Raw genomic sequence first — 25,260 nt, forward strand, 5'->3', positions numbered from 1 at the left:
ATTCCTCAAAGACGTTGGGCGGTCGGATCTCACTTATCAGAGAACCGCGACCGTATGGGATTTATTGCGCCTGCCAGACCGGGTAATCGGTATAGCCTTTTTCCGGGGAACCACTGACGCCGTAGTAGGTGGCGCGGTCACTTTCTGCCAGTGGCCAGCCGTTTTGCATTCTTTCAACCAGATCCGGGTTAGCGATGTAGGGCACACCAAATGCCACCAGATCCAGCTCATCATCTTCCAGAGCCTGCTCTGCGATATCACGGGTAAAACCGCCGGCAGCGATGATGGTGCCTTTAAACGTGTTGCGAAAACGGCGGCGGAAGCCTTCCGGAAGTGGCGCTTTGGTGTACACCGGCTGATAGTAAAGGTGTACGTAGGCCAGTTCCCGCTGACCGAGCGCGTCGGTGATGGCTGACCAGGTTTGCTCTTCACCTTCATACGGCGCGAGGTCATAAATGCGGCCGAACGGTGACAGGCGCACGGCAACGTGGCTGTTACCCACGGCTTCCGCCACGGCGTCAATGGTCTCCAGCAGGAAACGCTGACGATTTTCCACCGAGCCGCCGTATTCGTCGGTGCGGGTGTTCAGTTCGCTACTGAGGAACTGGTCAAAGATGAATCCGTTTGCCGCCATGATTTCCACGCCGTCAAAGCCGGCTTCCATCGCCAGGCGTGCGGAGTGCACGAAGTCTGCAGTGATGCGTTTAACTTCATGCGTTTCCAGCGCGCGTGGCTGGCTTGGTACAACCGGGCCCGGTTCTCCGGATTCGGTCAGCGCAAAAACGGTGGTATTGACCGCCTGAACGGTGCCCGCTGAAACCGGCGCTATGTGGCCTGGCTGAAGAGAGACGTGAGACATACGGCCGACGTGCCAGAGCTGCGCGAAAATACGGCCACCTTTGGCGTGAACCGCTTGTGTCACCTTACGCCAGCCCTGGACGTGTTCGTCGTTGTAGATACCAGGGGTATAAAGGTAACCCCGGCCTTCTTCTGAAACTGGCATCCCTTCGGTGATGAGCAGGCCAGCAGAAGCACGCTGTGCATAGTACAAAGCCACGACCTCATCCGGCACGTCATTCATGGTGCGGGTGCGGGTCATCGGTGCCATGACTACACGGTTTTTTAACGCCAGGCCAGACAGATTGTAGGGGGTGAAAAGCTTACTCATCGTATACCTCACAAAAAACAAAAAGGAGTATCCCGGCAGGGATTTGCACAGCCCGGCAGTATCATCGACTGGACGTCGCGCACTGGAGTTGCATAAACATCTGATGGGTGGCAATATACCAACCATCTAGTAGGTAGGTCAATGGCTGTGTCGTATTTTTTTGTCATAACGCAGCCATTTCTGAATTGTCACTCATTTTGCGAGGTCATCACCATGCGTACATTAACAGCTTATAACGAAGATAATTTCCGCCAGATAGAGCAGTACAAAGGAATATCGGTGGTACGTTTCTCTGCACCCTGGTGTCCGCCCTGTCAGGCCAGCGAAGAAATGTTCAGTCAGTTTGCAGACCGGCTCGATAGAGATATTCAGGTGGGGAAAGTCAATGTAGATCAGGCGCCGGTGCTGACAACCAAATACGAGATCTGGGGGCTGCCGTCTGTGCTGATATTTCATGAAGGGCAATTAGTTAAACGCATACCGGGTGTGAAACCTGCATCGGTATATGCTCAGGCTATTGCGGACATAAAAAAAGGGCAGTAATGCCCTTTTAACGTGGAATTTATTAATGCTTAACCGCGTGCCTGACCGACGGCATCCAGAGTGCGGGCTGAATAAATGACCGCCGCGCCAGCGTTGAGGTTAATCGCCACGCCCAGCGCTTCAGCAATTTCAGCGTCGGTTGCACCGGCTTTCACAGCGGCGTCGGCGTGAAAAGCAATACAGCCGTCGCAGCGGGTTGTGACTGCGCACGCCAGGGCAATGAGTTCACGCACTTTTGCGCCCAAAAGGTCAGTTTTGTTACCTGCGTTGCCCAGGGCAACCACGCCTTTCATGGTCTCGGGGGTCAGTTTGCCCAACTCGCCTAAACGTTGCATTAACTCTGAGCGATAGTTGTTCCAGTCCAGCATAGTGTCATTCTCCTGAATGAGGGGTATTAAGAAGCAGTTTTATATACTTAAGGCTGTTGGCGAAGACTTCGGGTCTGGCCGTTGCATGCGCCACTACGCTTGAGCCTTCACAGACATTAATGATCATCAAAGCAATATCTGATGGTTCGGCATGGGATGAAAACTCACCTGACTCCATGCCCGCCCTGACGACTTTTGTGAGCCACTCGATTTGCATATCGAAATAAAGTGATGTCTGTACAGTAATTGCCTGAGGCAGATTGGCGGTCTCTGCTGACAACGCACAACACAGTGGCAGTAGCGAAGCTTTATGGCTTTGCGCGAAGATATCGATGTAAGCCGCAATTCTTCTCTCCGCGCTTTTCTCAGTCGCCTCTATCTGCTCAAATACGCGTTGTGTATCAGAGAACGCCTGTATTACCACCTGCTCACCCAGAATATCTTTGGTCGGGAAATGGTGATGAATACTGGCCTTGGTGATACCCACTATTTTTGATAAATCAGCATAGCTGAATGCTGAATACCCTTTTTCGCGCATCAGGTGTTCTGCTTCGCTGAGCAGCCGTTCCCGTGTCATGGTTGTCATAATTACTCCATATAATCTACTAGTTGATAGATTATATTGTTGCTATTTTTCCGTAGCAAGTTGTATCACTGACTCAGTATCGTGCAGAGCTGAACGTCACTGCCATCCTGCATTCTGAATGGCAGCATTACATCTCTGACATCACGCCAGGCGTGTAATCATTTCAACCGGATTAGCCAGAGTATCGTGGATTGGCGAATTCTTTTGCATTTCGCTGACCAGCGCTTCTAACTCCTCGCGACTGGCGGTCTTGCTCGTAAGGTGAACATCGACGCGAATAGATTTCGCACCTTTACGCACGTTGCTGTCCAGCCCAAGGAAGCCGTTGAGGTTGATATCGAAATTAAGATCCAGCTCGATACCGTCCAGGTCGATCCCTTTTTCAGCAGCCATCATGGTAAGGGTGGCGGTATAACAGCCAGCCAGCGCCTGCATGATGTATTCAGTCGGGCTCATGCCGGTATCGGTGCCGAGTAAACCTGCGGGTTCATCACCGATATTAGAAAATTTCCCCACACGGCTGGTATCGATAACGCCGTTCTGGATTGTGGCGCCGGTCTCTGTGCGAACGGTTAATCCGCCGCTGGAACGGGCTTTCATCTGGAAAGTCAGGTTACCCAGGCCAGGCTGGCTGCGAACTGCTTCACGGGTATTGTGGATCGCAGCTGCGTCTGCAGAAGGTTTAACGGTAGTAGACATAATGGCTCCTGTAATTTCTTGATAAAAGGTATAGCTGGTGTAATCAGTACCAACCATCTAGTTGGTAGATTAATATCGCGAACCTCTTTTGTCTACTCTTTTATAAAAAATAGGGGGAAAAGAACCCAGCAGGCTGTTTTATTTCATAATAACCATTTGATTTTTTTTTATAATCTTCCCAGCCGCTCACTCTTGCAGCAATCCAGCCTTTACCCGAAGGATAGTCTGGCGGGTGGTATTAAATTCCCGGGCAATAGCACTGATACTGATGCCAGCATTTAGGCGCTCTGTCACTGTTTGCTTTTGTTCCTCGCTCAGGATGGGGGGGCGACCGAAGCGTTTTCCAGCCGCTTTTGCCCTCGCAATACCTGAATACGTTCGCTCAAGCAGCAAATCCCGCTCAAACTCCGCTACAGCAGAAATTACCTGCATAGTCATTTTTCCGGCCGGACTGGTCAAGTCAACGCCTCCGAGTGCGAGACAATGAACGCGAATATCTAAAGCCGCCAGTTGCTCTACTGTTTTTCGGATATCCATCGCATTACGACCCAGACGGTCAAGTTTGGTGACAATCAGTACATCCCCATTTTCCATGCGATCTAGCAACCGGATAAATCCGGGGCGTTCGCTGGCAGCAACCGAGCCACTGATATGCTCCTCAATAAGTCGTTGGGATCTGATGGCAAAACCCGCCGCTTCAATTTCACGACGCTGGTTTTCTGTGGTCTGTTCCAGAGTTGAGACCCTGCAGTAGGCAAAAACACGTGACATGGGAAACTTTCCGTACGAAATGGATGTCCGAATTATAACGTGTGTCCGAAATTAATTTCACTAAGTTTCGGACATGTGCTGTAAGTGGTGTACGAAACCGACCGGTTTCGGTCAGTGTAAAGCGATAACCAAAACGAACTATATGCAGAGGAAGCATTTATGCCACGGAGACAAATACTCAGCAGTGAAGAAAAAGAGCGCTTGCTGGTTGTGCCGGATGATGACGTTCTTCTGGCGCGCATGTGTTTTTTGAGTGAACATGACCTCGCTCTTATTAATAAACACCGCAGACCTGCAAATCGCCTGGGCTTTGCTGTTTTACTCTGTTATTTGCGAGGGTCGGGGTTTCCTCCCGACAAAAATATTTCCCCTCACGACGGGGTTGTTTCCCGGCTTGCGGCTCATTTGAAACTTCAGCCTGATTTGTGGGCCGAGTATGCATCAAGAGAGGTCACCCGCTGGGAGCATCTGGCTGAACTATACCGCTATCCGGCGACGATAAGAACTGACCAGGGGCCGGAGTTCACTTGCCGTGCACTGGATCAATGGGCCTTTGAGCATGGTGTTGAGTTGCGCTTAATCCAGCCGGGCAAGCCAACGCAGAACGGATTTATTGAGAGCTTTAACTGACGATTTCGCGATGAATGTTTGAATGAGCACTGGTTCAGCGATATCGTTCATGCCAGGAAAATTATTAATGACTGGCGGCAGGATTATAACGAATGCCGCCCGCACTCCACGCTGAATTATCAGACACCGTCTGAATTTGCAGCGGGCTGGAGAAAGGGTCATTCTGAGAATGAAGATTCCGACGTTACTAACTGAGTGTTGTATCTAATCGTGGGGGCAGGTCAGCCAGGATGTCGATTGGATCGAACGACTCTGCCCTATCGGACGTACCGCATACAAATTCTGTATTTTTTGTTGACTAAGGATTATGAGTTTAACTTGCAAGTTAGACGGACACTTTTCTTCGTGTGATAGAAACGGGAAGTTTTTCCTACGAAATTAATAATAAAATAGTATTTATTCAACAAGTTACATCAAAATATTAAGTTAGACGGACACTTTTCTTTTTGGTTAAAGCCATCCTCAGGGTGAGCAATGTCCTTTTAGTCCTAATGCATTGATATTTATTATTAATTTACCCATACATCCAAGTCGGACAGACATATTTTTTTGTCTGAGCTGCAGGCATCTGTAAAAAACCTCTTAACCTTGACGGACAAATTACTTATAGAGCAATTCAAAACCGCCGCAGAAAGTGGCCCCTAGCATTTATTACGTAATTGATTCTAAATATAAATGAGTCTGCGGGTTTATCACCAGAAGTTTGACCATTACAAAAACGCAAAATAGAATAAATGTCAAACTGAGGTAACTTATGAACAAACATACCACAACAGAACTAGAGCTGAGCGCAAAAGTGACGCTGGCTGATTTTCAACTAAGTCTTCTGAAAAGGATTAATAACATCGCGGTCTCACTGATGCCTGAGTTTGAAGATAAAAACCAAGCATTGGACGCAATCACGCTGGATGATGGTTCACTGATGCAACTGCTCTGCTCCATTCAGATGGAACAAAAGACGCGTGCTTCAGAACAAGAGATGCGTAAAGTACGCCGTCGCCGCGAAAATCTGGAGGCTTTTTACAAGAGCCTCCAGGAGCTTGGTGGCACCCTTAAGGTTAACGACGTGGCCGATAAGCTGGGCATCACCCGCCAAGCAGTAAATGTCCAAGTAAAAAAGAATCAGCTCATTGCGTTTAAACAAAACACCGATTATATCTTCCCGGCCTTCCAGTTTACCGATAAAGGCCTGGTGCCCGGGTTTAAAGAAGTCATGAGCGCGTTTGATGAAGACACGCATCCAATGCTTCGTCTCGGTGTGCTGAAAACGCCGATTCAACTCAGTGAAGACGTGACAAAAACGCCGATTCAGATCATGCAGGATGGCGCAAAGCCCGACGAACTGGAGCTCGCAATACGTTCTGCGAGATTGTGCGGCAACCATACTGCCAACTAACCTGTAATGTGGGGGAATGCTCAAAATATTAGAGCATTCTCAGTGAATTATAGTCAGAATACCTTTGAAGTATACCTTTAACACTGCATGTAACCTCGCCGAATATCAGTAACAGCCTGCCCGGAAACAACAGGAATACGAGGAGATTTTACAAGCTGCCTTCTATGAGGGAAACAGTAGTAGATGAACTGTAATTTATAATTATTGGACTGATACTTAGCATGTGTCTCAAGTTAACAAGGGCGTTCATAATGATTAGCAATGAGGCAGATAATGATATGCAGAAGGAAGTTCAGGTTATGCTCTAGTACCCATTCACTAATAACTTTCCATCCATCAATTACGGTCCACAGTCCATCTTTGATAGTTTTCCGCTCATTAATCACGGTTCATAGTCCATATATAATGGATTTCTACTCATTAATCACGGTCCACAGTCCATCTTTGATGGCTTTCTACTCATCAATTACGGCCCACAGTCCATCTTTGATGATTTTCTACTCATTAATCACGGTCCACAGTCCATCTTTGATGGCTTTCTACTCATCAATTACGGCCCACAGTCCATCTTTGATGATTTTCTAGTCATTAATTACGGTCCACAGTCCATCTTTGATGATTTTCTACTCATTAATCACGGTCCACAGTCCATCTTTGATGGCTTTCTACTCATCAATTACGGCCCACAGTCCATCTTTGATGATTTTCTAGTCATTAATTACGGCCCACAGTCCATCTTTGATGGCTTTCTACACATCAATCACAGTCCACAGTCCATCTTTGGTGGCTTTCTACTCATCAATTATGGTCCACAGTCCATCTTTGGTGGCTTTCCTACTCATCAACCACGGTTCACAATCCATATTTGATAATGTTATAAACCGTAAAGGAACTTCACGAATTTACGACAGCAATATTTATGGAGATACACTTTACATCATTTAACCGATGGAGTTTTTAGACGCTATGTTAAACATCCAAGTAATTGTGACAAACTGGCTCGTTAATAAAGTCTTTCTTATATCAAATCAAAGCAGGAGTGACACCTTTACTGCGGAAAAGAGTTCTACTGCTTTGTCTTAGAATATCCATTTTTCCTCCTAGCTATAAACTTCTGGGCATTCTCTTTTACCAACAGAAATTACGAAGACAATCATCTACTCGTCTATGCCTGATAGGCAAAATGATAACCTGAAAACCTGAACTTTATCTTGTAACAGTCAGGTACGCCACGAAGTTACTTCGCTTAAATTCGGGATGATTCAAGCACTTTAGCCAGTATCTTTTTTAACTGTTCACGTACTGTTGAGCCTAGCTTCGCCATTCCTTTAGTGCCCTCTCATCGTAATCAAAAAATACGCCATCAGAGTTCATCCAGAATTACACGCACAGGCTTAGGATTGCGAAGACGCTCTTTCACTATCTCACGAACTCAGCATCTTCATCACTCGAAAGTGTTTTTTTGAACGGCAAGCGTTTATTGTCAGCGATATATTCAAGCATGAGAAGAAGCGCTCAATACCATTAGGTCTTAAATTTCACATCTACCGTTTTCTCAGCCATAAGCTCGTCTACCAAACGTACCATCTCTTCCTTTTTCCTTTCCTTCAGCATTACAACCTGACAGCAAAAGTTATTCAGTGATTGCTATATACATGATTTTCTCGGTCATTTTCTCCACTGTTCTGCCATCATCATATATCGCCGAGGCGGCTTCATCACAACCGCGATAAGACTCCACAACGTCTAACAAGCATCTTCTTGTTGGAGCCTTAGTAGTCATATCAGACATCCTCACTCTTAATGTTTTTCAACTTTCTGATCTTTCTTGACAGTTCAATATTGTATTTATGGAAATACTCAAGCGAATCTCTATAAAGGCAGAATTTACTTTCATACTCAAAAATTAAGCGCCATTCCCACTCTGTACATTTTGGAAAACAATTTATCGAATACATTCCCGCTTTCAATGGCTTTACACGAATTGCGCGATGCATAGCCGGGACACCTTTTAGACGCGATGCGTAATCATCCCAGTTAATAGTCAATTTCTTTGCACTACCAATATGTCCAAGTCTTGGCGCATAGCGACCAAGTTTTTCTGAATCGTGTTTTTGTACATTACTAGTTGAAATAATCTCTTTGTTACGTTTTTTCCAGATTGTCCAGTAATTATCGATCTCATCTTTAGCTTCAGCAGCAACGCTATCAATGCTTCTGATGTTCTGCGCCCGATGTGCTTCGTACAGCTTGATTAGCAAATCTTTCATGCACTCCTCCTGTATCTCAATACTATACATGAAGTATGCCGTCTTCCACGTCGGATAGAAGAGGATTTTGGACTACACCCAGACGAGTTTTAGCTCAGCGCCGGTACCAGTTAGGTCGTGATGGGGATTAAGATTGTTAGGTGTCGAATGGTGCCATTAATAAAGTTACTTTTTTAAGTACCCTGCATATCTTCAAAAGTTTGATTAATACTTGTAACACTTTTACTTAAAAAGTCGCACATGACATATTTCTCCATGTTTAACTTTTCCTACAAAAGTTAAACATGAGCAATTCATGTATGTTTAACTTTTTGGCTAAAAGTTGAACATGAGAAACTCGTGTATGTTTAACTTTTTGACTAAAAGTTAAACATATCGCAACCTTTTATGTGGGTCTTTTACAGAAAAAGTCGAACATGGTGCATGTGAATTATGCTTGCCTTTTATCCAAAAAGTTGCACATAAGCAGTAAGCTAAATCCAGTCTGCTGTTAAATTAATACAGCCTCTGGTAAAAAAGTGTTATATGTATAAGAGTTAGTATTGACCTACGGATCTAACTAATTCATTAACAGTGTTAGAGGACAGGGACCACAGAAAAGTAAATTTAAATCTTATTTTTTGCGGTTTTCTATTATAGTTTTCATTCCATAAGTTTTGAAATCCCTTATGTAGGCAAGGTTAGAAAGAGGACGTGTATAAGATGCATTTTCATTCACAACAGATTTTATTTAAGATGTTCAATTGTTTTTTATGATGAAATGTCAATAACTCAGTTTTTCAACTTTCTAGAACCCATGTCTTTGCAAGATTACGTTAATTTAAATTCCAATGACAAAATTTCCTTTTCAGCCTGATAATATTATAGCCATACATAAACCCTCTCTCGCTCTAGTACACGACCAAGCGTTTTTTTGTATGTTGTGTAACAAAAAAACATATTGGTTCAAAGAGATTTCTCAATCTATGATTTGTGATCATAAGATCTTTCTATGATGAAAATATCTTTACCAGATTCACGTAATATGGGGGGGATGAAATGGAAATGTTCAATTGTTGCCTTGATGAATGTCAACCACAAAAATGGTGTTGTCTCGTTAGTAAACGATTGGCATCCAAATTTATTATTTTTGAGAATAGGTTATTACTTCGCCCCCCAAAATTTATCTGCTTATTCCTAGAAAACACAACACAATATTATTACTTGCACTCAAGAGTTTGAAATATCTTCTTTGAAGACAATTGAAGATTACGCGTTATTACCTCGCATAATATATCTATAGTCGATAAATCCCTACGAACCAGGTATACCTTCCATAAAATTTCCGCTTGAGGATATGAAATTTTAGCTGATCTATCCTTAGATAGCATGTGGGTAAAGATAAATGAAGCGCTGCGTTATGTCCTTAAGTTTGCAAGTCATCGGCAGGATTTTATTACTAGGTTGAGCGTCTTCATTTACGCGACTGAGGAATGAGGATAGAAAATGAAACTTAGTGAAGGTCCGAGTGTCTTGTTAGTAGCGCAACTTTCAACCTAGGTACAAGTAGCAAGCAGAAAGATGGCATGGACTCCTAATAGTAAAATATAATTTGTGTAAGTATTTTACTTAATCTAACCAGTTACTGTTAGATATCTCCATATATATCATTTCTCCGTGTTTCAGTATGGAATGCCTAGACTGTAAACTGCAATCGATACATGCTCTAAAACCATCGATAATGCATAAGCCCATTAACCGCCTGTTATGCACTTTGCTATGAGCATATTCCAGACATGCGAGGAGGGTTGCCAAGAGTCGCCTATTTATATGCGCCCTATTTTCTCACCAATTTCTTGAATAAATGACATAACGTTTTTTTGAATCGAAGTTCGATAAACTCGATTAACTATTTATTATTTAATATGTGCCAACATAAAAATCAGAATGGTAAAAGCTAATCAATCCCACAATAAGTTTAATGATGCTTATTGTAGAATCATCCTCTTCCATTTTTGCATTGCTTTTAGATAAAGCTATTGGCTTATCAAAAGCATGTTGTAATCGTACAGCTAAGAACAAGTGCTTCAAGTCTACTTATTAAAATGTACCTTTGAAAAAGTAGTCTTTCTGCGGTACGCTTCACGGGACCATTTCCCCTGAGTTTTCGCACAGCGCGCCGGACGTTTTCCGGCCGGACCGGAGCCTGACATGAGCCTGATGCCTGATGACGAACAGGAACGTAATCTTCTGGCAGCAGCGATCCCGCTGGATGAGACATTTCTGCCGGCGCTGTCCGGCAATAACGTTCCGGTAAATCCGGCCCGGGCTTACCTATTGTCCCTTAATTCCCAACGTAGCCGGCAGACCATGGCTTCGTTCCTCGGGATTGTCGCCAAAATGCTTGGTGCCGGTAGCGCTGACACCTGCAACTGGGGCAGCATTCGCCGGTATCACGTCATGGTAATCACCGAGTTACTGCGCGATACTGGCCGGGGGATGGCAACTATTAACACCTATCTGTCGGCTCTTAAGGGCGTAGCGAAGGAAGCCTGGATGCTCCGCCTGATGGACGTTGAGAGCTTCCAGCACATCCGGGCGGTACCGAACCTGCGTGGCAGCCGGCTGCCAAGCGGTCGGGCCCTGCCGCCGGAGGAGATCCGCGCGTTGTTTGCCGTGTGTGAGGCCGATCGCAGCTGCCTCGGGCCGAGGGACGCGGCGATGCTGGCGGTTATCCTGGGATGTGGCCTGCGGCGGTCCGAGGCCGTGGGCCTAGATTTACGTGACGTTGTCACGCACAATCGGGCGCTACGGGTGCTGGGGAAGGGGAACAAGGAGCGTCTGGCCTACGTCCCGGCCGGGGCCTGGCAGCGGCTGCAGATCTGGATCGATGAGGTCCGGGGCGAAACCCCGGGGCCGCTGTTCACGCGGATCCGCCGCTTCGGGGATGTGACACTGAACCGGCTCACCGACCAGGCGGTGTACCATATCCTGCAGGTGCGTCAGGGGCAGGCCGGGATCGGTAAGTGCTCGCCACATGACCTGCGCAGGACCTTCGCAACTGCCATGCTGGATAACGGTGAGGACTTAATTACGGTTAAAGATGCGATGGGTCACGCCAGCGTTACGACCACCCAACAGTACGATCGTCGCGGAGAACAGCGTCTTCGAGATGCCCGCGATAGGCTCAATCTTGTCAAATGATTTAGTCGACAGGATCAACCTTGATGCCTTCGCCATCCCTGGCTGTGACGTTTTTTACCTACTGGCAACGATCTAAAGCATCATTAAAAATGAGTGTTTAAGTTCCAGGAAATTATTGATATATATAGAAAAATATATAATAACTTTAGGGTTTATGCATGTCTATTTCTCCCCCCTCGGGATTGGTTTTAACAGTTGCCAAGTGGTTATGGGGAAAGCTAACGCAACGGTTATTAATGTCTACCTATATGCATTCTCATGAGAAATGGGCATTACGGCACCGCTTGGGAGCTCGTTGGGATGCCATTGATAATAATCTTGAGTACAGTCTTCGATTTGGCATGCTCACTGATAAAGGAGAGCCTCTGACCAGGATAGCATTTAAGACGACCAACACTCCCTTGGCGCGCATTGAACTGACGTTTGAAGCAGAAGGTTCCGGCGTCAGGTATCAGCAAATTATTTCACTCTCTGAAGTAAATGCCACCCCTCTCGTAGTGACTCTCACTAATGTACCGGCGCTAAATTTCTCGTTGATTTATGGAAATATCGCGTTCTTGGTAGAAAGTTACCACATAAGAAATTGTCGAGTCTGGTTATCCGACCTGAGCCTTTATCCCGACACGTTTCATCAGTCGCCAGACTCTGTTCACTCCGCACTGTTGCCCGCTGTCACGCAGATCCAGATGGATTTTGCGATAACCATAGACGCATCCCGATTCCAGCCAGAACTGTTTAATCTGTCCTGTCAGTCTCAGGTCTGCCTGATGGCGTTGTGAATGCGGCTGCTGAAGCCAGGCGTAAAAACCACTGGGATGAACATCCAGCACCTGAAGTGGTTTACTGAATTTGGCCACCTGAACAGAGGTGATATGCTCACCTCAGAACAACACAGGTGCCATAATGAAAAAAAGAAATTTCAGCGCAGAGTTTAAACGCGAATCCGCTCAACTGGTCGTTGACCAGAATTACACCGTGGCAGATGCAGCCAGCGCTATGGATGTCGGCCTTTCCACAATGACGCGATGGGTGAAACAATTACGTGATGAGCGGCAGGGAAAAACACCAAAAGCCTCCCCCATTACCCCGGAACAAATTGAAATCCGTGAGCTCAGGAAAAAGCTACAACGTATTGAAATGGAAAATGAAATATTAAAAAAGGCTACCGCGCTCTTGATGTCAGACTCCCTGAACAGTTCTCGATAATCGGGAAACTCAGGGCGCGTTATCCTGTGGCCACTCTCTGCCATGTGTTCGGGGTCCATCGCAGCAGCTACAAATACTGGAAAAACCGTCCTGAAAAGCCAGACGGCAGACGGGCTGTATTACGCAGCCAGGTACTTGAACTGCATGGCATCAGCCACGGCTCTGCCGGAGCAAGAAGCATCGCCACAATGGCAACCCAGAGAGGCTACCAGATGGGGCGCTGGCTTGCTGGCAGACTCATGAAAGAGCTGGGGCTGGTCAGTTGCCAGCAGCCGACTCACCGGTATAAGCGTGGCGGTCATGAGCACGTTGCTATCCCGAATCATCTTGAGCGACAGTTCGCCGTACCGTTACCATGCTGTCCCGCCCTGGACGCATGACCGAAACGGAGACGCTGAATGAGTACGCTGTCTCCCGTCTGCGCGCGCCACTTATCGCACTTTATCAGGACCCGGCGCAACGCACCATGCAGGCTGTTCATACGCTTCTGGCACATTCCGGTCTGTACCTGAAAGAGCAGCATGACTGCCTTGTTATCTGTGACGGTTACGATCAGACGCGTACGCCCGTACGCGCTGAACGTGTCTGGCCAGCCCTGACGAAAGCGGTCATGAACAGCTATGAAGGTGGGTGGCAGCCTGTTCCTCATGACATTTTCCGCCAGGTCCCTCCGGCGGAACGTTTTGCCGGCGGAGGACTGAAAGCCCGCCCGGTCAGCGATCGGGAATGGGCAAAACTGCGCACCGGTTCGGGTCCGCAGGGCGCGCTTAAACGTGAGATTTTCTCCGACAAAGAAAGCCTGTGGAGCTATGCGGTATCACACTGCCGTCAGGATTTAGAGGCGCTTATCAGCAGCGGGAAATTCACCTGGGAGCGCGGTCATGAACTGCTGGCGCGTCAGGGATTACTGTTGATGCGTGAGAAGCAGGGCCTGGTGGTTATGGACGCATATAACCACGACCAGACGCCGGTTAAAGCAAGCCATGTCCATCCTGATCTGACGCTTGTACGTGCAGAGCCGCATGCCGGTGCGTTTGTTCGTGTGCCGTCAGATATTTTTGAACGCGTTGCGCCGGTGAGCCGTTATAACCCTGAGCTTGCCGTCAGCGACCGCGATATCCCGGGCATGAAACGTGATCCTGAACTGCGTCGTCAGCGTCGCGAAGCACGCGCTGCAGCGCGCGACGATCTGAAGGCCCGCTATTCAGCCTGGCGCGCGAACTGGCAGCGTCCGGACTTACACAACCGGGAACGCTGGCAGGCGATACATGACGAGTGCAGGATGCGTAAGGCACGTATCCGCGCACAGCAACGCGATCCTCTCGTGCGGAAGCTGCATTATCACATTGCGGAGCTGCAGCGCATGCAGGCACTCATTGCGCTGAAAGAGAGTGTGAAAGCGGAACGACTGGAGCTTATCGGGCAGGGGAAATGGTATCCGCCGTCTTACCGGCAGTGGGTTGAAGTGGAAGCGCTGAAAGGTGACAGGGCTGCGATATCGCAGCTGAGGGGATGGGATTACCGGGATCGTCGTCATGATAATACGCAGTCGACGTCCAACCAGCGTTGCGTGGTGCTTTGCGAACCGGGAAGCGCACCGCTGTACTACAATATGCCAGGCCTTAAGCCTGCCTTACAGAAAAACGGCAGCATCCGGTTCAGCGATACTGATACCGGGCAGCACGTCTGTACCGATTACGGCGATCGGGTGGTGTTCAGAAACGGCAGTGATTTTGCGTCCCTTCAGCGTGAGCTAAACCGGGTATCCCCTGTGCTTTTCGCCAGGGACCCGAAGATGGGCTTTGCTCCGGAAGGGAATGACATACAGTTTAACCAGGCGCTTGCTGAGATGGTGGGCTGGTATAATGTGTACCGTGCGGGAGAAGAGGATCAGGTCCGTATCAGCCGACCGGATGTGGACAGAATGCGTGAGCAGTGCGAAGCGTTTTTCCGTAACGCAGAGGCGGAGCAGAATACACCGGCATACATCTCACATGAGCCACGTAACGACTGGAAGCCACCTTCTCCGCGTTAGCATGAGCAGGCGCACTAAACCTCTTTACGCAAGCCATTCATCATGGTTGACACTAACTTATATTAGCGTAATATTATTTTTGAGCGGGAAGCCAACTGCATTAGGGTGCAATAGTTGGTGGATGAACCCCATAGAAGCCCTAACTTCTGTGCCTGGGTGAGACCTCAGCACCTTTAGTCTGAAGGTGTTTAATATAAAAAGACAACATTATTAGCCGCAGTGTTCATCATTGCGGCTTTTTGTTATCTGCAATACAGCAACTTCCCTCTGCGGTGTTTGTTCAGCCCCTTTGCTTCTGTGTGCATAAAGTTCCAGAGAACCTTTCCATCCCAGGGTGCAACAACTACCAGCATTTGCTGCCTCTGCTTGTATGTGCCGATAAAGATATAACGCACCATTTCATCGTCATACATTGTTTCCCATATCTCGTAGGGATGCTCAAGTGTGTCGAGTGCCAGCTTTACGTAACGTTCACGTGCGTCTACGCGCTTCTCCACAATGTGGGCAAGCTTATCGCGTACAATACACATGTTTCCTATATGCGTTGCCTTAATAACTGCAGACATTTCTGGCGAGCTGAAACCCATATGTGCTTCCAGGAACGCCAGGGCTTCTTCAGCTGTACTCCCTGCGACGATCTCTTCTGGTTGATCACGACGTTCTTCAGCTTCAAGGTTCCTGAGGTCTTTCAGGTCCAAATCTTTAAAGGTTGGTAATCCATTGAGAGCTTTAGCCATTCTTATTGTTAAATCCGCCATTTATACGCAGATGAGCAGGATATCATTACACTTCCCGGGTCGCCAGAACAGGCAGACCGAATAACACCGAAGGCAAGGCAGAAGCAGGCATAAGATAATTAAAGAAAAAAGGCCGCGCAAGCGGCCTTTTTTTATCAACGAGAAAGATTCGGCCACTTAACTGAGGCGGAGCCCTGCTGGGTTCGAATAATTGTTGTTTGAGCGATGTCCTGGCCGCTATCTCCGGAAGGCTAATATTACGCAGAATTGCATCTGTAGGTATCATCGCTTCCGGTGCGGCTGTTTCATCAGTCTCAGGTTTGTTGAGCGTGATATAGCGTAAGGTAAGTTCTGCCATGGTTGTGGTTTTGATAACTTCCAGTGCTTCCTCCCACAGACTTTTTTCACGCCCGCGGCGGTCCATGTCATATTCTGTCATCAGGTTGTGCGCTTCCTGGCGGTTGGCCAGCCGCCAGGAAGGTGGCGATCGCTTTCCACGGCTCTCCTCTTGACTTCTTTTTGCGGCGGGATGGTTTTCCGGACGGGGCAGGATTAGGCGAATGGCCTCGGCCTCCGTCCGGGCAACGGCCACGATCCCAACTCCTTCAATAAACCCTTTGGTCGTGTTTGCACTGTGCAGGGGGTAAAAGGGGGCCGCTTGGAAAACGGAAAATATCCTACGTTAAGCCTATTTTTTGAGCTGGCATGACGGGCAGCTATGAGCGAAGTATAGTCATTCGCCCTATCTCTTTTGTCGCACTTTCAACAAGGGGGTCGCTTGGAAAGCGGAACGAGGTCAGTCTCCGCCCGGACTGCTCAGCTCTTTAAACAGCAAAAGAGAGGCATCTTATGAGAAGGGATTGTTCAGTATGTCAGGGCAGACTGCTTTTTCATCCGCAGGTACTGAGGGTAAATGCTCAATTCCGGTACGATTCTTACTCTATAGCCAGACAGAATTCAGCATTGTGCTGAACCCGAATCTTTTTTTACTCTGACAGGCCTGTTCATCAGAACCCTGAAAAAACAATTTTCCCGTTCACATTTTTATTTTCCATGTCCTCATGAGCCCGGCGAAGTGCTTTTGTAGTGGTCATTCAATCCTTGTAACATCAGGATGATCCTGGTGTCAGTGAAAATACGAAATCAACACGTTGGTATCATTACCGAAAAAAGGGTAATGACTCCAACTTATTGATAGTGTTTTATGTTCAGATAATGCCCGATGACTTTGTCATGCAGCTCCACCGATTTTGAGAGCGACAGCGACTTCCGTCCCAGCCGTGCCAGGTGCTGCCTCAGATTCAGGTTATGCCGCTCAATTCGCTGCGTATATCGCTTGCTGATTACGTGCAGCTTTCCCTTCAGGCGGGATTCATACAGCGGCCAGCCATCCGTCATCCATATCACCACGTCAAAGGGTGACAGCAGGCTCATAAGGGATCGTCTCAGAAAACGGAAAATAAAGCACGTTAAGCCGGTGGCAGTGGTCGCAACGGTCTGAACTTGCCTGCGCCGACCTTGGTGCTGCTGCGCCAGAGGTAATCGCCGGTCAGATTGATGTGTTCCCACCCCAGCGGTGACAGGTATTGAAACAGCGTCTCGTCTACCGGTTTGCCGTGCCCGTTCAAAGCATTGGTTGCCCGTTCCAGATAGGCCGTGTTCCAAAGCACGATGGCCGCCGTTACCAGATTGAGGCCGCTGGCCCGGTAGCGTTGTTGCTCAAAACTGCGGTCGCGGATTTCGCCCAGTCGGTTGAAGAACACCGCCCTGGCCAGCGCGTTGCGCGCCTCGCCTTTGTTGAGTCCGGCCTGCACGCGGCGGCGCAGCTCCACGCTTTGCAGCCAATCCAGTATGAACAACGTGCGCTCAATGCGCCCCAGCTCGCGCAGTGCAACGGCCAGTCCGTTCTGACGCGGATAGCTGCCGAGCTTGCGCAACATCAGCGAGGCCGTCACCGTACCCTGCTTGATCGAAGTGGCGAACCGCAAGATTTCATCCCAATGGGCGCGTATCTGCTTGATGTTCAGCCGGTCGCTGCTAATCATCGGCTTGAGCGCGTCATAGGCGGCATCGCCCTTTGGGATGAATAGCTTGGTGTCGCCCAGGTCTCGGATACGTGGCGCGAATCGGAAGCCCAGTAGGTGCATCAGGCCGAAGACATGATCGGTAAGGCGATCAATGACAAGGTGCGGATGTATGGCCGCATCGGCCAAGCCTTGCTGGAAGCCAAACAGAGCGGCGGCGATCCGTTCGCCGCCATCGAGGCCGTAATGCCGTGGGATACCTTCGCCGCCAGCGTCACGGAGGCGCAAAAGCTCGCGCAGCCGGAGAGCTTCGACTTTCTGCATCGCATCGGTGAAAGCTACGCCACGTTGCGCCGCTACGCGCCGCAGTTCCTGGACGTACTTAAGTTACGGGCGGCACCAGCCGCCAAGGGCGTACTCGATGCCATCGAGGTGCTTCGCGGCATGAACAGCGACAACGCCCGCAAGGTGCCCGCCGACGCGCCGACCGCATTCATCAAGCCACGCTGGGCGAAACTGGTGCTCACGGACGATGGCATTGACCGGCGCTACTACGAGCTGTGCGCCCTGTCAGAGCTAAAGAACGCGCTGCGATCAGGCGATGTCTGGGTGCAGGGTTCGCGCCAGTTCAAGGACTTTGATGAGTACCTGGTGCCGGCCGAGAAGTTCGCTACTCTGAAGCTGGCCAACGAATTGTCGCTGGCAGTGGCCACCGATTGCGATCAGTATTTGCACGACCGACTGGCATTGCTGGAACAGCAGCTTGCCACCGTCAACCGCATGGCGGCGGCCAATGATCTGCCGGATGCCATCATTACCGAGTCCGGCCTGAAGATCACGCCGCTGGACGCGGCGGTGCCGGAGACCGCACAAGCCCTAATCGACCAGTCGGCGATGCTGCTGCCACACGTCAAGATTACCGAACTGCTGATGGAAGTTGATGAGTGGACAGGCTTCACCCGGCATTTCACGCATCTGAAGACCGGCGACACGGCCAAGGACAAAACCTTGCTGCTGACGACGATCCTGGCTGATGGCATCAATCTCGGGCTAACCAAGATGGCCGAGTCCTGCCCAGGCACGACTTACGCCAAGCTGTCGTGGCTGCAAGCCTGGCACATCCGGGATGAAACGTACTCAACGGCGCTGGCCGAACTGGTCAACGCGCAGTTCCGGCAATCCTTTGCCGGAAACTGGGGCGATGGCACCACGTCATCGTCGGATGGCCAAAATTTCAGAACCGGCAGCAAAGCGGAGAGCACCGGGCATATCAACCCGAAGTATGGAAGCAGTCCAGGCCGGACGTTTTATACCCATATCTCCGACCAGTACGCGCCCTTCAGCACCAAGGTAGTCAACGTCGGCGTGCGTGATTCAACCTATGTGCTCGATGGCCTGCTGTACCACGAGTCGGACTTGCGGATCGAGGAGCACTACACCGACACAGCGGGCTTTGCCGGAAGCCTGAAACTGCTGCTGATGCTTGTTCTTGGCGGCGTTGAATAGTTTGCCAATGATGCGGTCGTGCAGGTCGATGATTTCGTCGGTGACGGTGGCCATACCTTCAATGGCCAGCGAAACCAGAGTGGCATAGCGTCGTTGCATCTCGAACTTTGCCAGATCGGCAGGCGTCATCTGCCCACCCTCACGGGCGATCTTGAGCAGGCGGTTCTGGTGAACTTGTCGCTCGATGCCTGCGGGAAGGTCAAGCGCCTGCCAAGCCTTGAGGCGCTCGATGTGTTCAAGCATATGCCGAGAGTTCGGCTTGACGGGCGACTGGCGCAGCCATGCCAGCCACGTCAATTTGCTGCCGTCCTTGCGCTTGAGAAGTTCGTCCAGGCGCTGACGGTGGAGCGATAACAAAGAATCGGTCAACGCCGCGTAAATACGCCGGTTGGCACGGGTGATGGCCTCGGCGCTCGCGCGCTCGATGGCATTCATGGCGGGCAGGATGATGCTCTGCCGCCGCAGGTTTTCGACAAGGGTGCTGGCCAGCACAATCCCTTTATCGGTCTGCAAGGCCAGCTCGGTCAATGTATGCACGGCTGCCGGTAGTGACTCATGGTGAAGGGCTTGAACCCGAACACCGTTTGCAGCTCGACCAAGTGCTCCCGCCGCGTCTGCTCGCGCTGGCCGTAATCGTTCCAACTTTCCACCGGCACCTTGAGTTGTGCGGCCACCATGCGCAACAGGGGCGGAAACGGAGGCTCATCGATGCCCAAGAAGATGCCAGGGAATCGCAAGTAGCAAAGCTGCACGGCGAAGCCCAATCGATTCGCAGCGCCGCGACGCTGGCGGATCACCGATAGGTCGGTTTCGTTGAACGTGTAGTGCCGTATCAGTTCGTCTTTGGCATCTGGTAGTGCCAGCAGGCTTTCGCGCTCGGTGGCGGACAGGATTGAGCGGCGCGGCATGATCAGTCTTCCCGCAGGTACTGGTACAAGGTTTCGCGACTGATGCCGAAGTCACGGGCCACCAAGGTTTTTTGATCGCCTGCCGCGACTCGCTGTTTCAACTTGGCAATTTGTTCGCTGTTCAGCGATTTCTTTCGTCCCCGGTAGGCACCGCGCTGCTTGGCCAGCACGATTCCCTCGCGCTGGCGTTCGCGGATCAGTGCGCGCTCGAACTCCGCAAAAGCCCCCATGACCGACAGCATCAAATTGGCCATCGGTGAGTCATCGCCGGTGAACGCCAGCCCTTCTTTGACAAACTCCATCCGCACGCCCCGTTGTGTCAGCCCCTGAACGATGCGGCGCAGGTCATCGAGATTGCGTGCCAACCTGTCCATGCTGTGCACCACCACGGTGTCGCCCTCGCGCACAAAGGCCAGCAGCCTTTCAAGTTCGGGACGTTGCGTGTCCTTGCCGGAAGCCTTATCGGTGAATACCTTACCGACTTCGATTTGCTCCAGTTGCCGATCAGGGTTCTGGTCGAAGCTGCTGACGCGGATATAGCCAATGCGTTGACCTTGCAAGGTGCCTCCAAAGGTAAAAGTGTCAGGATGAAATCCATTACCCTTGGCGGCTTGTGTCAATAAATACAAACTACAACTCTATTCTGACGTGCTTTGCGCCAAGCATCTGACATCAGGTTAGGGTATAGCTTAACCGGACACCTCGGCCTCTGTGCCTTTACTGCTTTTCGGTACAACCGTCAAGAACAGGCAGAGCGCTCCGATAGTTATCGCCACATCAGCGAGGTTGAAGGCGGGCCAGTGCGCAAGTCGCCAATGGAAGTCAAGGAAATCAACAACCTGTCCACGCAGCACACGATCCGCGACATTGCCCAGCGCACCGCCGAGGATCAGGCTGTATCCCATCGCTTCGAGACGGGGCAATTGCTGGCACAGCATGCGTCCCAGCCAAGCAGAAACGACCAGGCCCAGCGTGATGAAAAAGTAACGTTGCCAGCCGCCAGCGTTCGCCAGAAAGCTGAATGCCGCGCCGGGATTCAGGACATGGACGAAGTTGAAGAAGGGCGTGACTTCGACCTGTTCACCGTAGGCAAACGTGCGGGTGATGGCGAACTTTGCGAGCTGATCGGTCATGACAGCACTGGCGGCCACTGCGAACCAGACCCAAGTCGATGTGCGGCGAGCCGATTGCCACACAGGGACGGCCAGCGGCATCAGCCACCCGGCGAGCGCCGTGCAACTCAATCCAAGTACCCACCCCGCCAGCACATCGGCAGGAAAGTGCATTCCGGCTGCGATGCGTGACCAACCGACCAATGCGGCGTACAACACCAAGCCGATGCGGCCACGACGGCCTATCAAAGGCCAGAGCGCGCCGACCACCAGCGCGGCATAGGTGGCATGCCCGCTGGGCAGGCTGTAGTGTCGTTCGATGCCCCCGATAACGCGCACCATGTCGCCAAAAACGGCAGGCGGGCGTGGAAAGTCGATCCATAGCTTCAAGATGGTGGCGACGAGAAATGCCAACGCAAAGGCCACGCTAAAGACTCTGAGTCTGTACCGGATGGCATCGGCCCGCGTTGGGTCAGGTGCCGACTTTGACCATCCCCACATCGCCAAGAGCATCAGTGGTGCAGTCCAGTAGTTGCCTATCACAAGGTTGAAGAACGATGCCAGCGGTTCCAGCGCTGCAGGTGTGCTCATGTTGATGGCTTGGAACAACGCGATGTTCAGACCACCCCAGTCGTAGAGAAAGAATTTCCAGCTCATTTGCGCAACAGCCTCAAGCCATTGCCAACGACGAGCAAGCTGGCCCCCATATCAGCAAACACCGCCATCCACATGGTCGCTTGACCCGTGAAGGTCAGCACCAGAAATACTGCCTTGATGCCAAGGGCCAGCACAATGTTTTGCATCAGCACCTGCGCCGTCGCACGCGACAGGCGCACGAAGGTCGGAATCTTGCGCAGGTTGTCGTCCATCAGGGCCACGTCGGCGGTCTCGATTGCGGTATCTGTGCCAGCCGCTCCCATTGCAAAGCCGATGTCCGCACGCGCCAAGGCCGGGGCATCGTTGATGCCATCACCGACCATGCCAACCTTGCCGCTTCGGGCCAGTTGCTCCACTTCGCGCAATTTGTCATCTGGGAGTAGGTTGCCTTGCGCACGGTCGATTCCGGCTTGTGCGGCAATGGCCTGTGCCGTATGGGGGTTGTCGCCGGTCAGCATCATGGTGTTGATGCCCAGTGCGTGCAGCTCGGCGATGGCGGTCCTGCTGCTGTCCTTGATGGTGTCCGCTACGGCGAATAAGGCATGTACCGCCTTTGCGCCTACCAACATCACGACGGTCTTGCCAGCGGTTTCCAGCGCAGCGATGCGCTGCTCCAGCTCTGGTGTGCACTGCCCCAGCTCTTCGAGCATCCGGTGGTTGCCCAGATGGTAGGTCGCACCGTTGATTTGGCCTTGCACACCCCGACCGGGCAGCGCGTTGAATTCGGCCACGTCGAGCAAGGCAACCCCGTCCGTCTGCGCGGCCTGTGCCACCGCCTTGGATACAGGATGGTCCGAGCGGGCCGCCAGACTGGCAGCGATGCTGCGGCTGTCCGAGGCGAGTGCATTGCCCCATGTGACAAAGTCGGTCTGTGCGGGCTTGCCGTGCGTGATCGTGCCGGTCTTGTCCAGAGCCAGCCAGCGCAGCTTGCGGCCTTCTTCCAGATAGACGCCACCTTTGATGAGAATGCCGTGGCGGGCGGCGGCGGCCAGGCCGCTGACGATGCTGACCGGTGTAGAGATCACCAGTGCGCACGGGCAGGCGACCACCAGCAGAACCAATGCACGGTAGATCCAGTCGAGCCATGCCGCACCCATGAACAGCGGCGGCAACAACGCGACGGCGATGGCAACGCCGAATACAACGGGGGTGTACCAGCGGGCGAACTGATCGACAAAACGCTGAGTCGGCGCACGACTACCTTGCGCAGCCTCTACCGCGTGAATGATCCGGGCCAAAGTGGAGTTGTTGGCCAAGGCGGTGACGCGGTACTCGAACGAGCCGGATTCGTTGATCGTGCCAGCGAACACCGAATCACCGGGGGATTTTTCGACCGGGAGGCTTTCACCCGTGATCGGGGCTTGGTTGACGGCAGAGCGGCCTTCCAGCACCTCACCATCAAGGGCGATGCGCTCACCTGGTTTGACCCGGACGCGGGCGCCGATGGTGATTTGCTTGGCGCCCACCTCGCGCCATGTGCCGTCAGCCTGCTGTACCGTGGCCTGTTCCGGGGTCAGGTCGAGCAGGCCACGGATAGCGTTACGAGCGCGATCCAGCGATTTGGCTTCGATTACCTCGGCCAGCGCGAACAGTACCATCACCATTGCCGCTTCGGGCCAGTGGCCGATCAACATGGCACCCGTGACCGCAATCGACATGAGGGCGTTCATGTTGAGATTACGGTTCTTGAGCGCAATCCACCCCTTCTTGTAGGTGGAGAGGCCACCCGTGAAGACCGCGACAAGCGCCAGAACGACAACCGACCAGTGATTGCCGTTGTGGAGCCAGTAGACCGCCTCGGCCGCCGATGCAGTGACCAAGGAGATGCCCAGCGGCCACCAGTTGGTCGGCGTGGTCACAGGGGCGGCGGATGGAGATGCGACCTCTGCCGTGTCCACGACCTGCGCCTCGAATCCAAGCGCTTGCAGTGCCACGAGCACGTCTGGCAGAACCTGGTTCGCATGGCGTACCGACAGCGTGCGCTGCATCAGGTTGAAATCGAGATCAGCAACACCGGCCACGGTGCCGAGCTTGTTGCGGATCAACGTCTCTTCGGTCGGGCAATCCATCTTGGCAATGGACAGCCTGGTCGTCTGCTCGGCCGACGCCTGATCCATGCGCACAGCTTGCATGCCGATGGCCTTCAGCGCCTGCTCGACGGGAGACAACGAAGGCAATTCGTGTCGCACGGCCAAGGTACGTTGCATCAGGTTGAATTCAAGACCCGCCACCCCCGCCAGACCGGCCAGTTTGCTTCGGATCAGCGCCTCTTCGGTCGGGCAATCCATGTTCTCGATGCGGTACACCGCTTGAGCCGATCCGGTTGCCAGCGGGGCCGGTGCCGTGGGTTGGATGATCGGCTCAGTCGTGCAGCCACACCCCTTTGAAGCGCATTCGCTCATGAGTAACTCCTGAAAATCTTCTATTCAGCCTCCATTAAAATCTCTATAGTCACTATAGAGTCAAGTGATAATTGGAGATTGATGCATGGAAATCAGAATTGGCGACCTCGCCAAGCGCTCTGGGTGCGAGGTCGTGACCATCCGCTACTACGAGAAGGAAGGGCTACTGCCGAAGCCAGCGCGAAGCGGTGGCAACTTCCGGCTGTACGGTGAGGCGCACATTGAGCGCTTGCAATTCATCCGTCATTGCCGTTCGCTCGACATGACGTTGAGCGAGATTCGCGCATTGCTGGGTCTGCGAGACAACCCGATGCAGGACTGTGGGGAGGTCAACACGCTGCTGGAGGCCCATATTCAACAGGTGGAAATGCGTGTGTCCGCGCTGTTGCAGTTAAAACGGCACTTGGTTGATTTGCGCGAGAAGTGTTCTGGCTCTCGATCTGTAGAGGCGTGCGGCATTTTGCAAGGGTTGGGCAATTGCAATTGCCATGGTGAAAGTGCCACGAACAGTCAAACATCTGGGTAAGTAAGGGCTTAGCGTGCTTTATTTTCCGTTTTCTGAGGCGACCCCTATCTTGCCTTACCATCCTCGTTTTCAAAGGCGACAAACTCTTTAAAACAACCTTCATGCCGCATATGCAAACGTTCACAGAGTTTTTGAGAGGCCAGATTGTAAACTTCTACCCAGGCATACAAACGCCTGGCATCTTTTACTTTAAATAAATAATCAAATAGTGCAGCAACTGACTCGCTCGCATATCCCTGACGTTCATAACGTTGATTAAAATGCCAGCCCACTGACCATGTATTGCTGTCTGGCTCGTCGCTATTGTCCGCAAAAAAATGTCCGATTAACGTATCAGTTTCTTTTAGACAAACGGCAAACTGCGCTGGGTCCGTGGCTCGTTTAGCCACGTCGCTCTCCGCCTCGGCTAGCGAATGTAACTTTTCATCATTAAAGCAAGGAGCACGTGGTGAAGAGAGGTAATCGAAAAGTGCTGCCGCATCCTCTGCCTTAAAAGGGCGAATGATTAACCTTTGAGTGACAATGATGTTCAT

Annotated in this window: 16 protein-coding genes and 10 pseudogenes; 8 read left to right on the forward strand and 18 right to left on the reverse strand. The window is 51.2% G+C overall.

Translation table 11 applies throughout. The annotated features are described in order from the left end of the window. Window positions 1-61: 61 nt before the first annotated feature. A complete protein-coding gene (locus ES815_RS00250) occupies window positions 62-1,168 on the reverse strand; it encodes an alkene reductase (RefSeq protein ID WP_006687059.1) in 1,107 nt (368 codons plus the stop codon). 213 nt (window positions 1,169-1,381) lie between these two features. Between ES815_RS00250 and ES815_RS00255 the strand changes: the two genes are divergently transcribed. Further along, entirely contained in the window at window positions 1,382-1,711 is a 330-nt protein-coding gene (locus tag ES815_RS00255) for a thioredoxin family protein (RefSeq protein WP_002431133.1), read from the forward strand. Window positions 1,712-1,740: 29 nt separating this feature from the next. Here ES815_RS00255 and ES815_RS00260 read toward each other — a convergent pair whose 3' ends face one another. The 4 genes from ES815_RS00260 to ES815_RS00275 form a co-directional block, all read right to left on the reverse strand. Beyond that, a complete protein-coding gene (locus tag ES815_RS00260) occupies window positions 1,741-2,079 on the reverse strand; it encodes a carboxymuconolactone decarboxylase family protein (RefSeq protein WP_000888080.1) in 339 nt (112 codons plus the stop codon). 4 nt (window positions 2,080-2,083) lie between these two features. Further along, the gene (locus tag ES815_RS00265) at window positions 2,084-2,665 is read right to left on the reverse strand and encodes a TetR/AcrR family transcriptional regulator (protein ID WP_000210409.1); all 582 of its coding nucleotides are present in this window, start codon (window positions 2,663-2,665) and stop codon (window positions 2,084-2,086) included. 141 nt (window positions 2,666-2,806) lie between these two features. Continuing rightward, entirely contained in the window at window positions 2,807-3,364 is a 558-nt protein-coding gene (locus ES815_RS00270) for an OsmC family protein (RefSeq protein WP_000108589.1), read from the reverse strand. Window positions 3,365-3,550: 186 nt separating this feature from the next. Continuing rightward, the gene (locus tag ES815_RS00275) at window positions 3,551-4,135 is read right to left on the reverse strand and encodes a recombinase family protein (RefSeq protein WP_012695450.1); all 585 of its coding nucleotides are present in this window, start codon (window positions 4,133-4,135) and stop codon (window positions 3,551-3,553) included. Between the two features lie 159 nt (window positions 4,136-4,294). Between ES815_RS00275 and ES815_RS23880 the strand changes: the two are divergent. Together ES815_RS23880 and ES815_RS00285 are read left to right on the forward strand one after the other, a co-directional pair. Next, window positions 4,295-4,960: pseudogene (locus ES815_RS23880) on the forward strand (integrase core domain-containing protein). A gap of 559 nt (window positions 4,961-5,519) precedes the next feature. Further along, window positions 5,520-6,161: a DNA-binding protein gene (locus ES815_RS00285; protein WP_103181195.1), complete on the forward strand. Its 642-nt coding sequence runs from the start codon at window positions 5,520-5,522 to the stop codon at window positions 6,159-6,161. Between the two features lie 1,160 nt (window positions 6,162-7,321). On the opposite strand, the pseudogene ES815_RS00290 reads toward ES815_RS00285, so the two are convergent. From ES815_RS00290 to mobI, 3 genes and pseudogenes are all read right to left on the reverse strand, one after another. Continuing rightward, window positions 7,322-7,535: pseudogene (locus ES815_RS00290) on the reverse strand (type II toxin-antitoxin system RelE family toxin); the annotation flags it as partial. Beyond that, a pseudogene (locus ES815_RS00295) lies at window positions 7,525-7,676 on the reverse strand (type II toxin-antitoxin system RelB/DinJ family antitoxin); the annotation flags it as partial. The pseudogenes ES815_RS00295 and ES815_RS00290, both read right to left, overlap by 11 nt. 269 nt (window positions 7,677-7,945) lie before the next feature. Further along, on the reverse strand, window positions 7,946-8,431 hold the full coding sequence (mobI, locus tag ES815_RS00300) for a conjugative transfer protein MobI(A/C) (protein WP_103825220.1): 486 nt from the start codon (window positions 8,429-8,431) through the stop codon (window positions 7,946-7,948). Window positions 8,432-10,621: 2,190 nt separating this feature from the next. On the opposite strand from mobI, the gene ES815_RS00305 reads away from it, so the two are divergent. Next, the gene (locus tag ES815_RS00305) at window positions 10,622-11,614 is read left to right on the forward strand and encodes a tyrosine-type recombinase/integrase (protein WP_103181193.1); all 993 of its coding nucleotides are present in this window, start codon (window positions 10,622-10,624) and stop codon (window positions 11,612-11,614) included. A gap of 599 nt (window positions 11,615-12,213) precedes the next feature. On the opposite strand, the pseudogene ES815_RS00310 reads toward ES815_RS00305, so the two are convergent. Next, window positions 12,214-12,447: pseudogene (locus ES815_RS00310) on the reverse strand (IS3 family transposase); the annotation flags it as partial. 70 nt (window positions 12,448-12,517) lie between these two features. On the opposite strand from ES815_RS00310, the pseudogene ES815_RS00315 reads away from it, so the two are divergent. Further along, a pseudogene (locus ES815_RS00315) lies at window positions 12,518-13,176 on the forward strand (transposase); the annotation flags it as partial. A gap of 176 nt (window positions 13,177-13,352) precedes the next feature. Beyond that, window positions 13,353-14,855 (forward strand): annotated as a pseudogene (locus ES815_RS00320) (relaxase NikB); the annotation flags it as partial. 242 nt (window positions 14,856-15,097) lie between these two features. On the opposite strand, the gene ES815_RS00325 reads toward ES815_RS00320, so the two are convergent. The 4 genes and pseudogenes from ES815_RS00325 to ES815_RS00345 form a co-directional block, all read right to left on the reverse strand. Next, the gene (locus tag ES815_RS00325) at window positions 15,098-15,592 is read right to left on the reverse strand and encodes a PBECR2 nuclease fold domain-containing protein (RefSeq protein ID WP_058663152.1); all 495 of its coding nucleotides are present in this window, start codon (window positions 15,590-15,592) and stop codon (window positions 15,098-15,100) included. A 46-nt stretch (window positions 15,593-15,638) separates the two neighbouring features. After that, on the reverse strand, window positions 15,639-16,184 hold the full coding sequence (locus ES815_RS00330) for a hypothetical protein (RefSeq protein WP_103793519.1): 546 nt from the start codon (window positions 16,182-16,184) through the stop codon (window positions 15,639-15,641). A 596-nt stretch (window positions 16,185-16,780) separates the two neighbouring features. After that, window positions 16,781-17,029, reverse strand: a pseudogene (locus ES815_RS00340) (IS1 family transposase); the annotation flags it as partial. Between the two features lie 32 nt (window positions 17,030-17,061). Next, a pseudogene (locus ES815_RS00345) lies at window positions 17,062-17,760 on the reverse strand (Tn3 family transposase); the annotation flags it as partial. On the opposite strand from ES815_RS00345, the pseudogene ES815_RS00350 reads away from it, so the two are divergent. Beyond that, a pseudogene (locus ES815_RS00350) lies at window positions 17,758-19,104 on the forward strand (Tn3 family transposase); the annotation flags it as partial. The pseudogenes ES815_RS00345 and ES815_RS00350 overlap by 3 nt on opposite strands. Here ES815_RS00350 and ES815_RS00355 read toward each other — a convergent pair. The 4 genes and pseudogenes from ES815_RS00355 to ES815_RS00370 form a co-directional block, all read right to left on the reverse strand. After that, window positions 18,991-20,030: pseudogene (locus ES815_RS00355) on the reverse strand (DUF4158 domain-containing protein). The pseudogenes ES815_RS00350 and ES815_RS00355 sit on opposite strands and share 114 nt — an antisense overlap. Window positions 20,031-20,032: 2 nt before the next feature. After that, window positions 20,033-20,590 (reverse strand): recombinase family protein, encoded by a 558-nt coding sequence (locus ES815_RS00360; RefSeq protein WP_004213590.1) that lies wholly within the window; start codon window positions 20,588-20,590, stop codon window positions 20,033-20,035. A 129-nt stretch (window positions 20,591-20,719) separates the two neighbouring features. Then, window positions 20,720-21,799 (reverse strand): signal peptidase II, encoded by a 1,080-nt coding sequence (gene lspA, locus ES815_RS00365; protein ID WP_075149163.1) that lies wholly within the window; start codon window positions 21,797-21,799, stop codon window positions 20,720-20,722. Next, window positions 21,796-24,201, reverse strand: a complete 2,406-nt coding sequence (locus ES815_RS00370; protein WP_142486208.1) for a heavy metal translocating P-type ATPase — start codon at window positions 24,199-24,201, stop codon at window positions 21,796-21,798. The genes lspA and ES815_RS00370 overlap by 4 nt, the downstream gene beginning before the upstream one ends. An 85-nt stretch (window positions 24,202-24,286) precedes the next feature. Between ES815_RS00370 and cadR the strand changes: the two genes are divergently transcribed. After that, window positions 24,287-24,727: a Cd(II)/Pb(II)-responsive transcriptional regulator gene (gene cadR / locus ES815_RS00375; RefSeq protein WP_003804130.1), complete on the forward strand. Its 441-nt coding sequence runs from the start codon at window positions 24,287-24,289 to the stop codon at window positions 24,725-24,727. A 44-nt stretch (window positions 24,728-24,771) separates the two neighbouring features. On the opposite strand, the gene ES815_RS00380 is transcribed toward cadR, so the two are convergent. Continuing rightward, window positions 24,772-25,260 (reverse strand): GNAT family N-acetyltransferase, encoded by a 489-nt coding sequence (locus ES815_RS00380; RefSeq protein WP_103793613.1) that lies wholly within the window; start codon window positions 25,258-25,260, stop codon window positions 24,772-24,774.

The sequence above is a fragment of the Leclercia adecarboxylata genome (assembly GCF_006874705.1).
Lineage (GTDB): Bacteria > Pseudomonadota > Gammaproteobacteria > Enterobacterales > Enterobacteriaceae > Enterobacter > Enterobacter adecarboxylatus_C.

Bases quoted from the DNA above. Each gene is read 5' to 3' on its own strand.
- cadR (WP_003804130.1), top strand. From the start codon at position 24,287: ATGGAAATCAGAATTGGCGACCTCGCCAAGCGCTCTGGGTGCGAGGTC.
- ES815_RS00275 (WP_012695450.1), bottom strand. From the start codon at position 4,135: ATGTCACGTGTTTTTGCCTACTGCAGGGTCTCAACTCTGGAACAGACC.
- ES815_RS00285 (WP_103181195.1), top strand. From the start codon at position 5,520: ATGAACAAACATACCACAACAGAACTAGAGCTGAGCGCAAAAGTGACG.
- ES815_RS00380 (WP_103793613.1), bottom strand. From the start codon at position 25,260: ATGAACATCATTGTCACTCAAAGGTTAATCATTCGCCCTTTTAAGGCA.
- ES815_RS00305 (WP_103181193.1), top strand. From the start codon at position 10,622: ATGAGCCTGATGCCTGATGACGAACAGGAACGTAATCTTCTGGCAGCA.
- ES815_RS00325 (WP_058663152.1), bottom strand. From the start codon at position 15,592: ATGGCTAAAGCTCTCAATGGATTACCAACCTTTAAAGATTTGGACCTG.
- ES815_RS00265 (WP_000210409.1), bottom strand. From the start codon at position 2,665: ATGACAACCATGACACGGGAACGGCTGCTCAGCGAAGCAGAACACCTG.
- lspA (WP_075149163.1), bottom strand. From the start codon at position 21,799: ATGAGCTGGAAATTCTTTCTCTACGACTGGGGTGGTCTGAACATCGCG.
- mobI (WP_103825220.1), bottom strand. From the start codon at position 8,431: ATGAAAGATTTGCTAATCAAGCTGTACGAAGCACATCGGGCGCAGAAC.
- ES815_RS00370 (WP_142486208.1), bottom strand. From the start codon at position 24,201: ATGAGCGAATGCGCTTCAAAGGGGTGTGGCTGCACGACTGAGCCGATC.
- ES815_RS00250 (WP_006687059.1), bottom strand. From the start codon at position 1,168: ATGAGTAAGCTTTTCACCCCCTACAATCTGTCTGGCCTGGCGTTAAAA.
- ES815_RS00260 (WP_000888080.1), bottom strand. From the start codon at position 2,079: ATGCTGGACTGGAACAACTATCGCTCAGAGTTAATGCAACGTTTAGGC.
- ES815_RS00270 (WP_000108589.1), bottom strand. From the start codon at position 3,364: ATGTCTACTACCGTTAAACCTTCTGCAGACGCAGCTGCGATCCACAAT.
- ES815_RS00255 (WP_002431133.1), top strand. From the start codon at position 1,382: ATGCGTACATTAACAGCTTATAACGAAGATAATTTCCGCCAGATAGAG.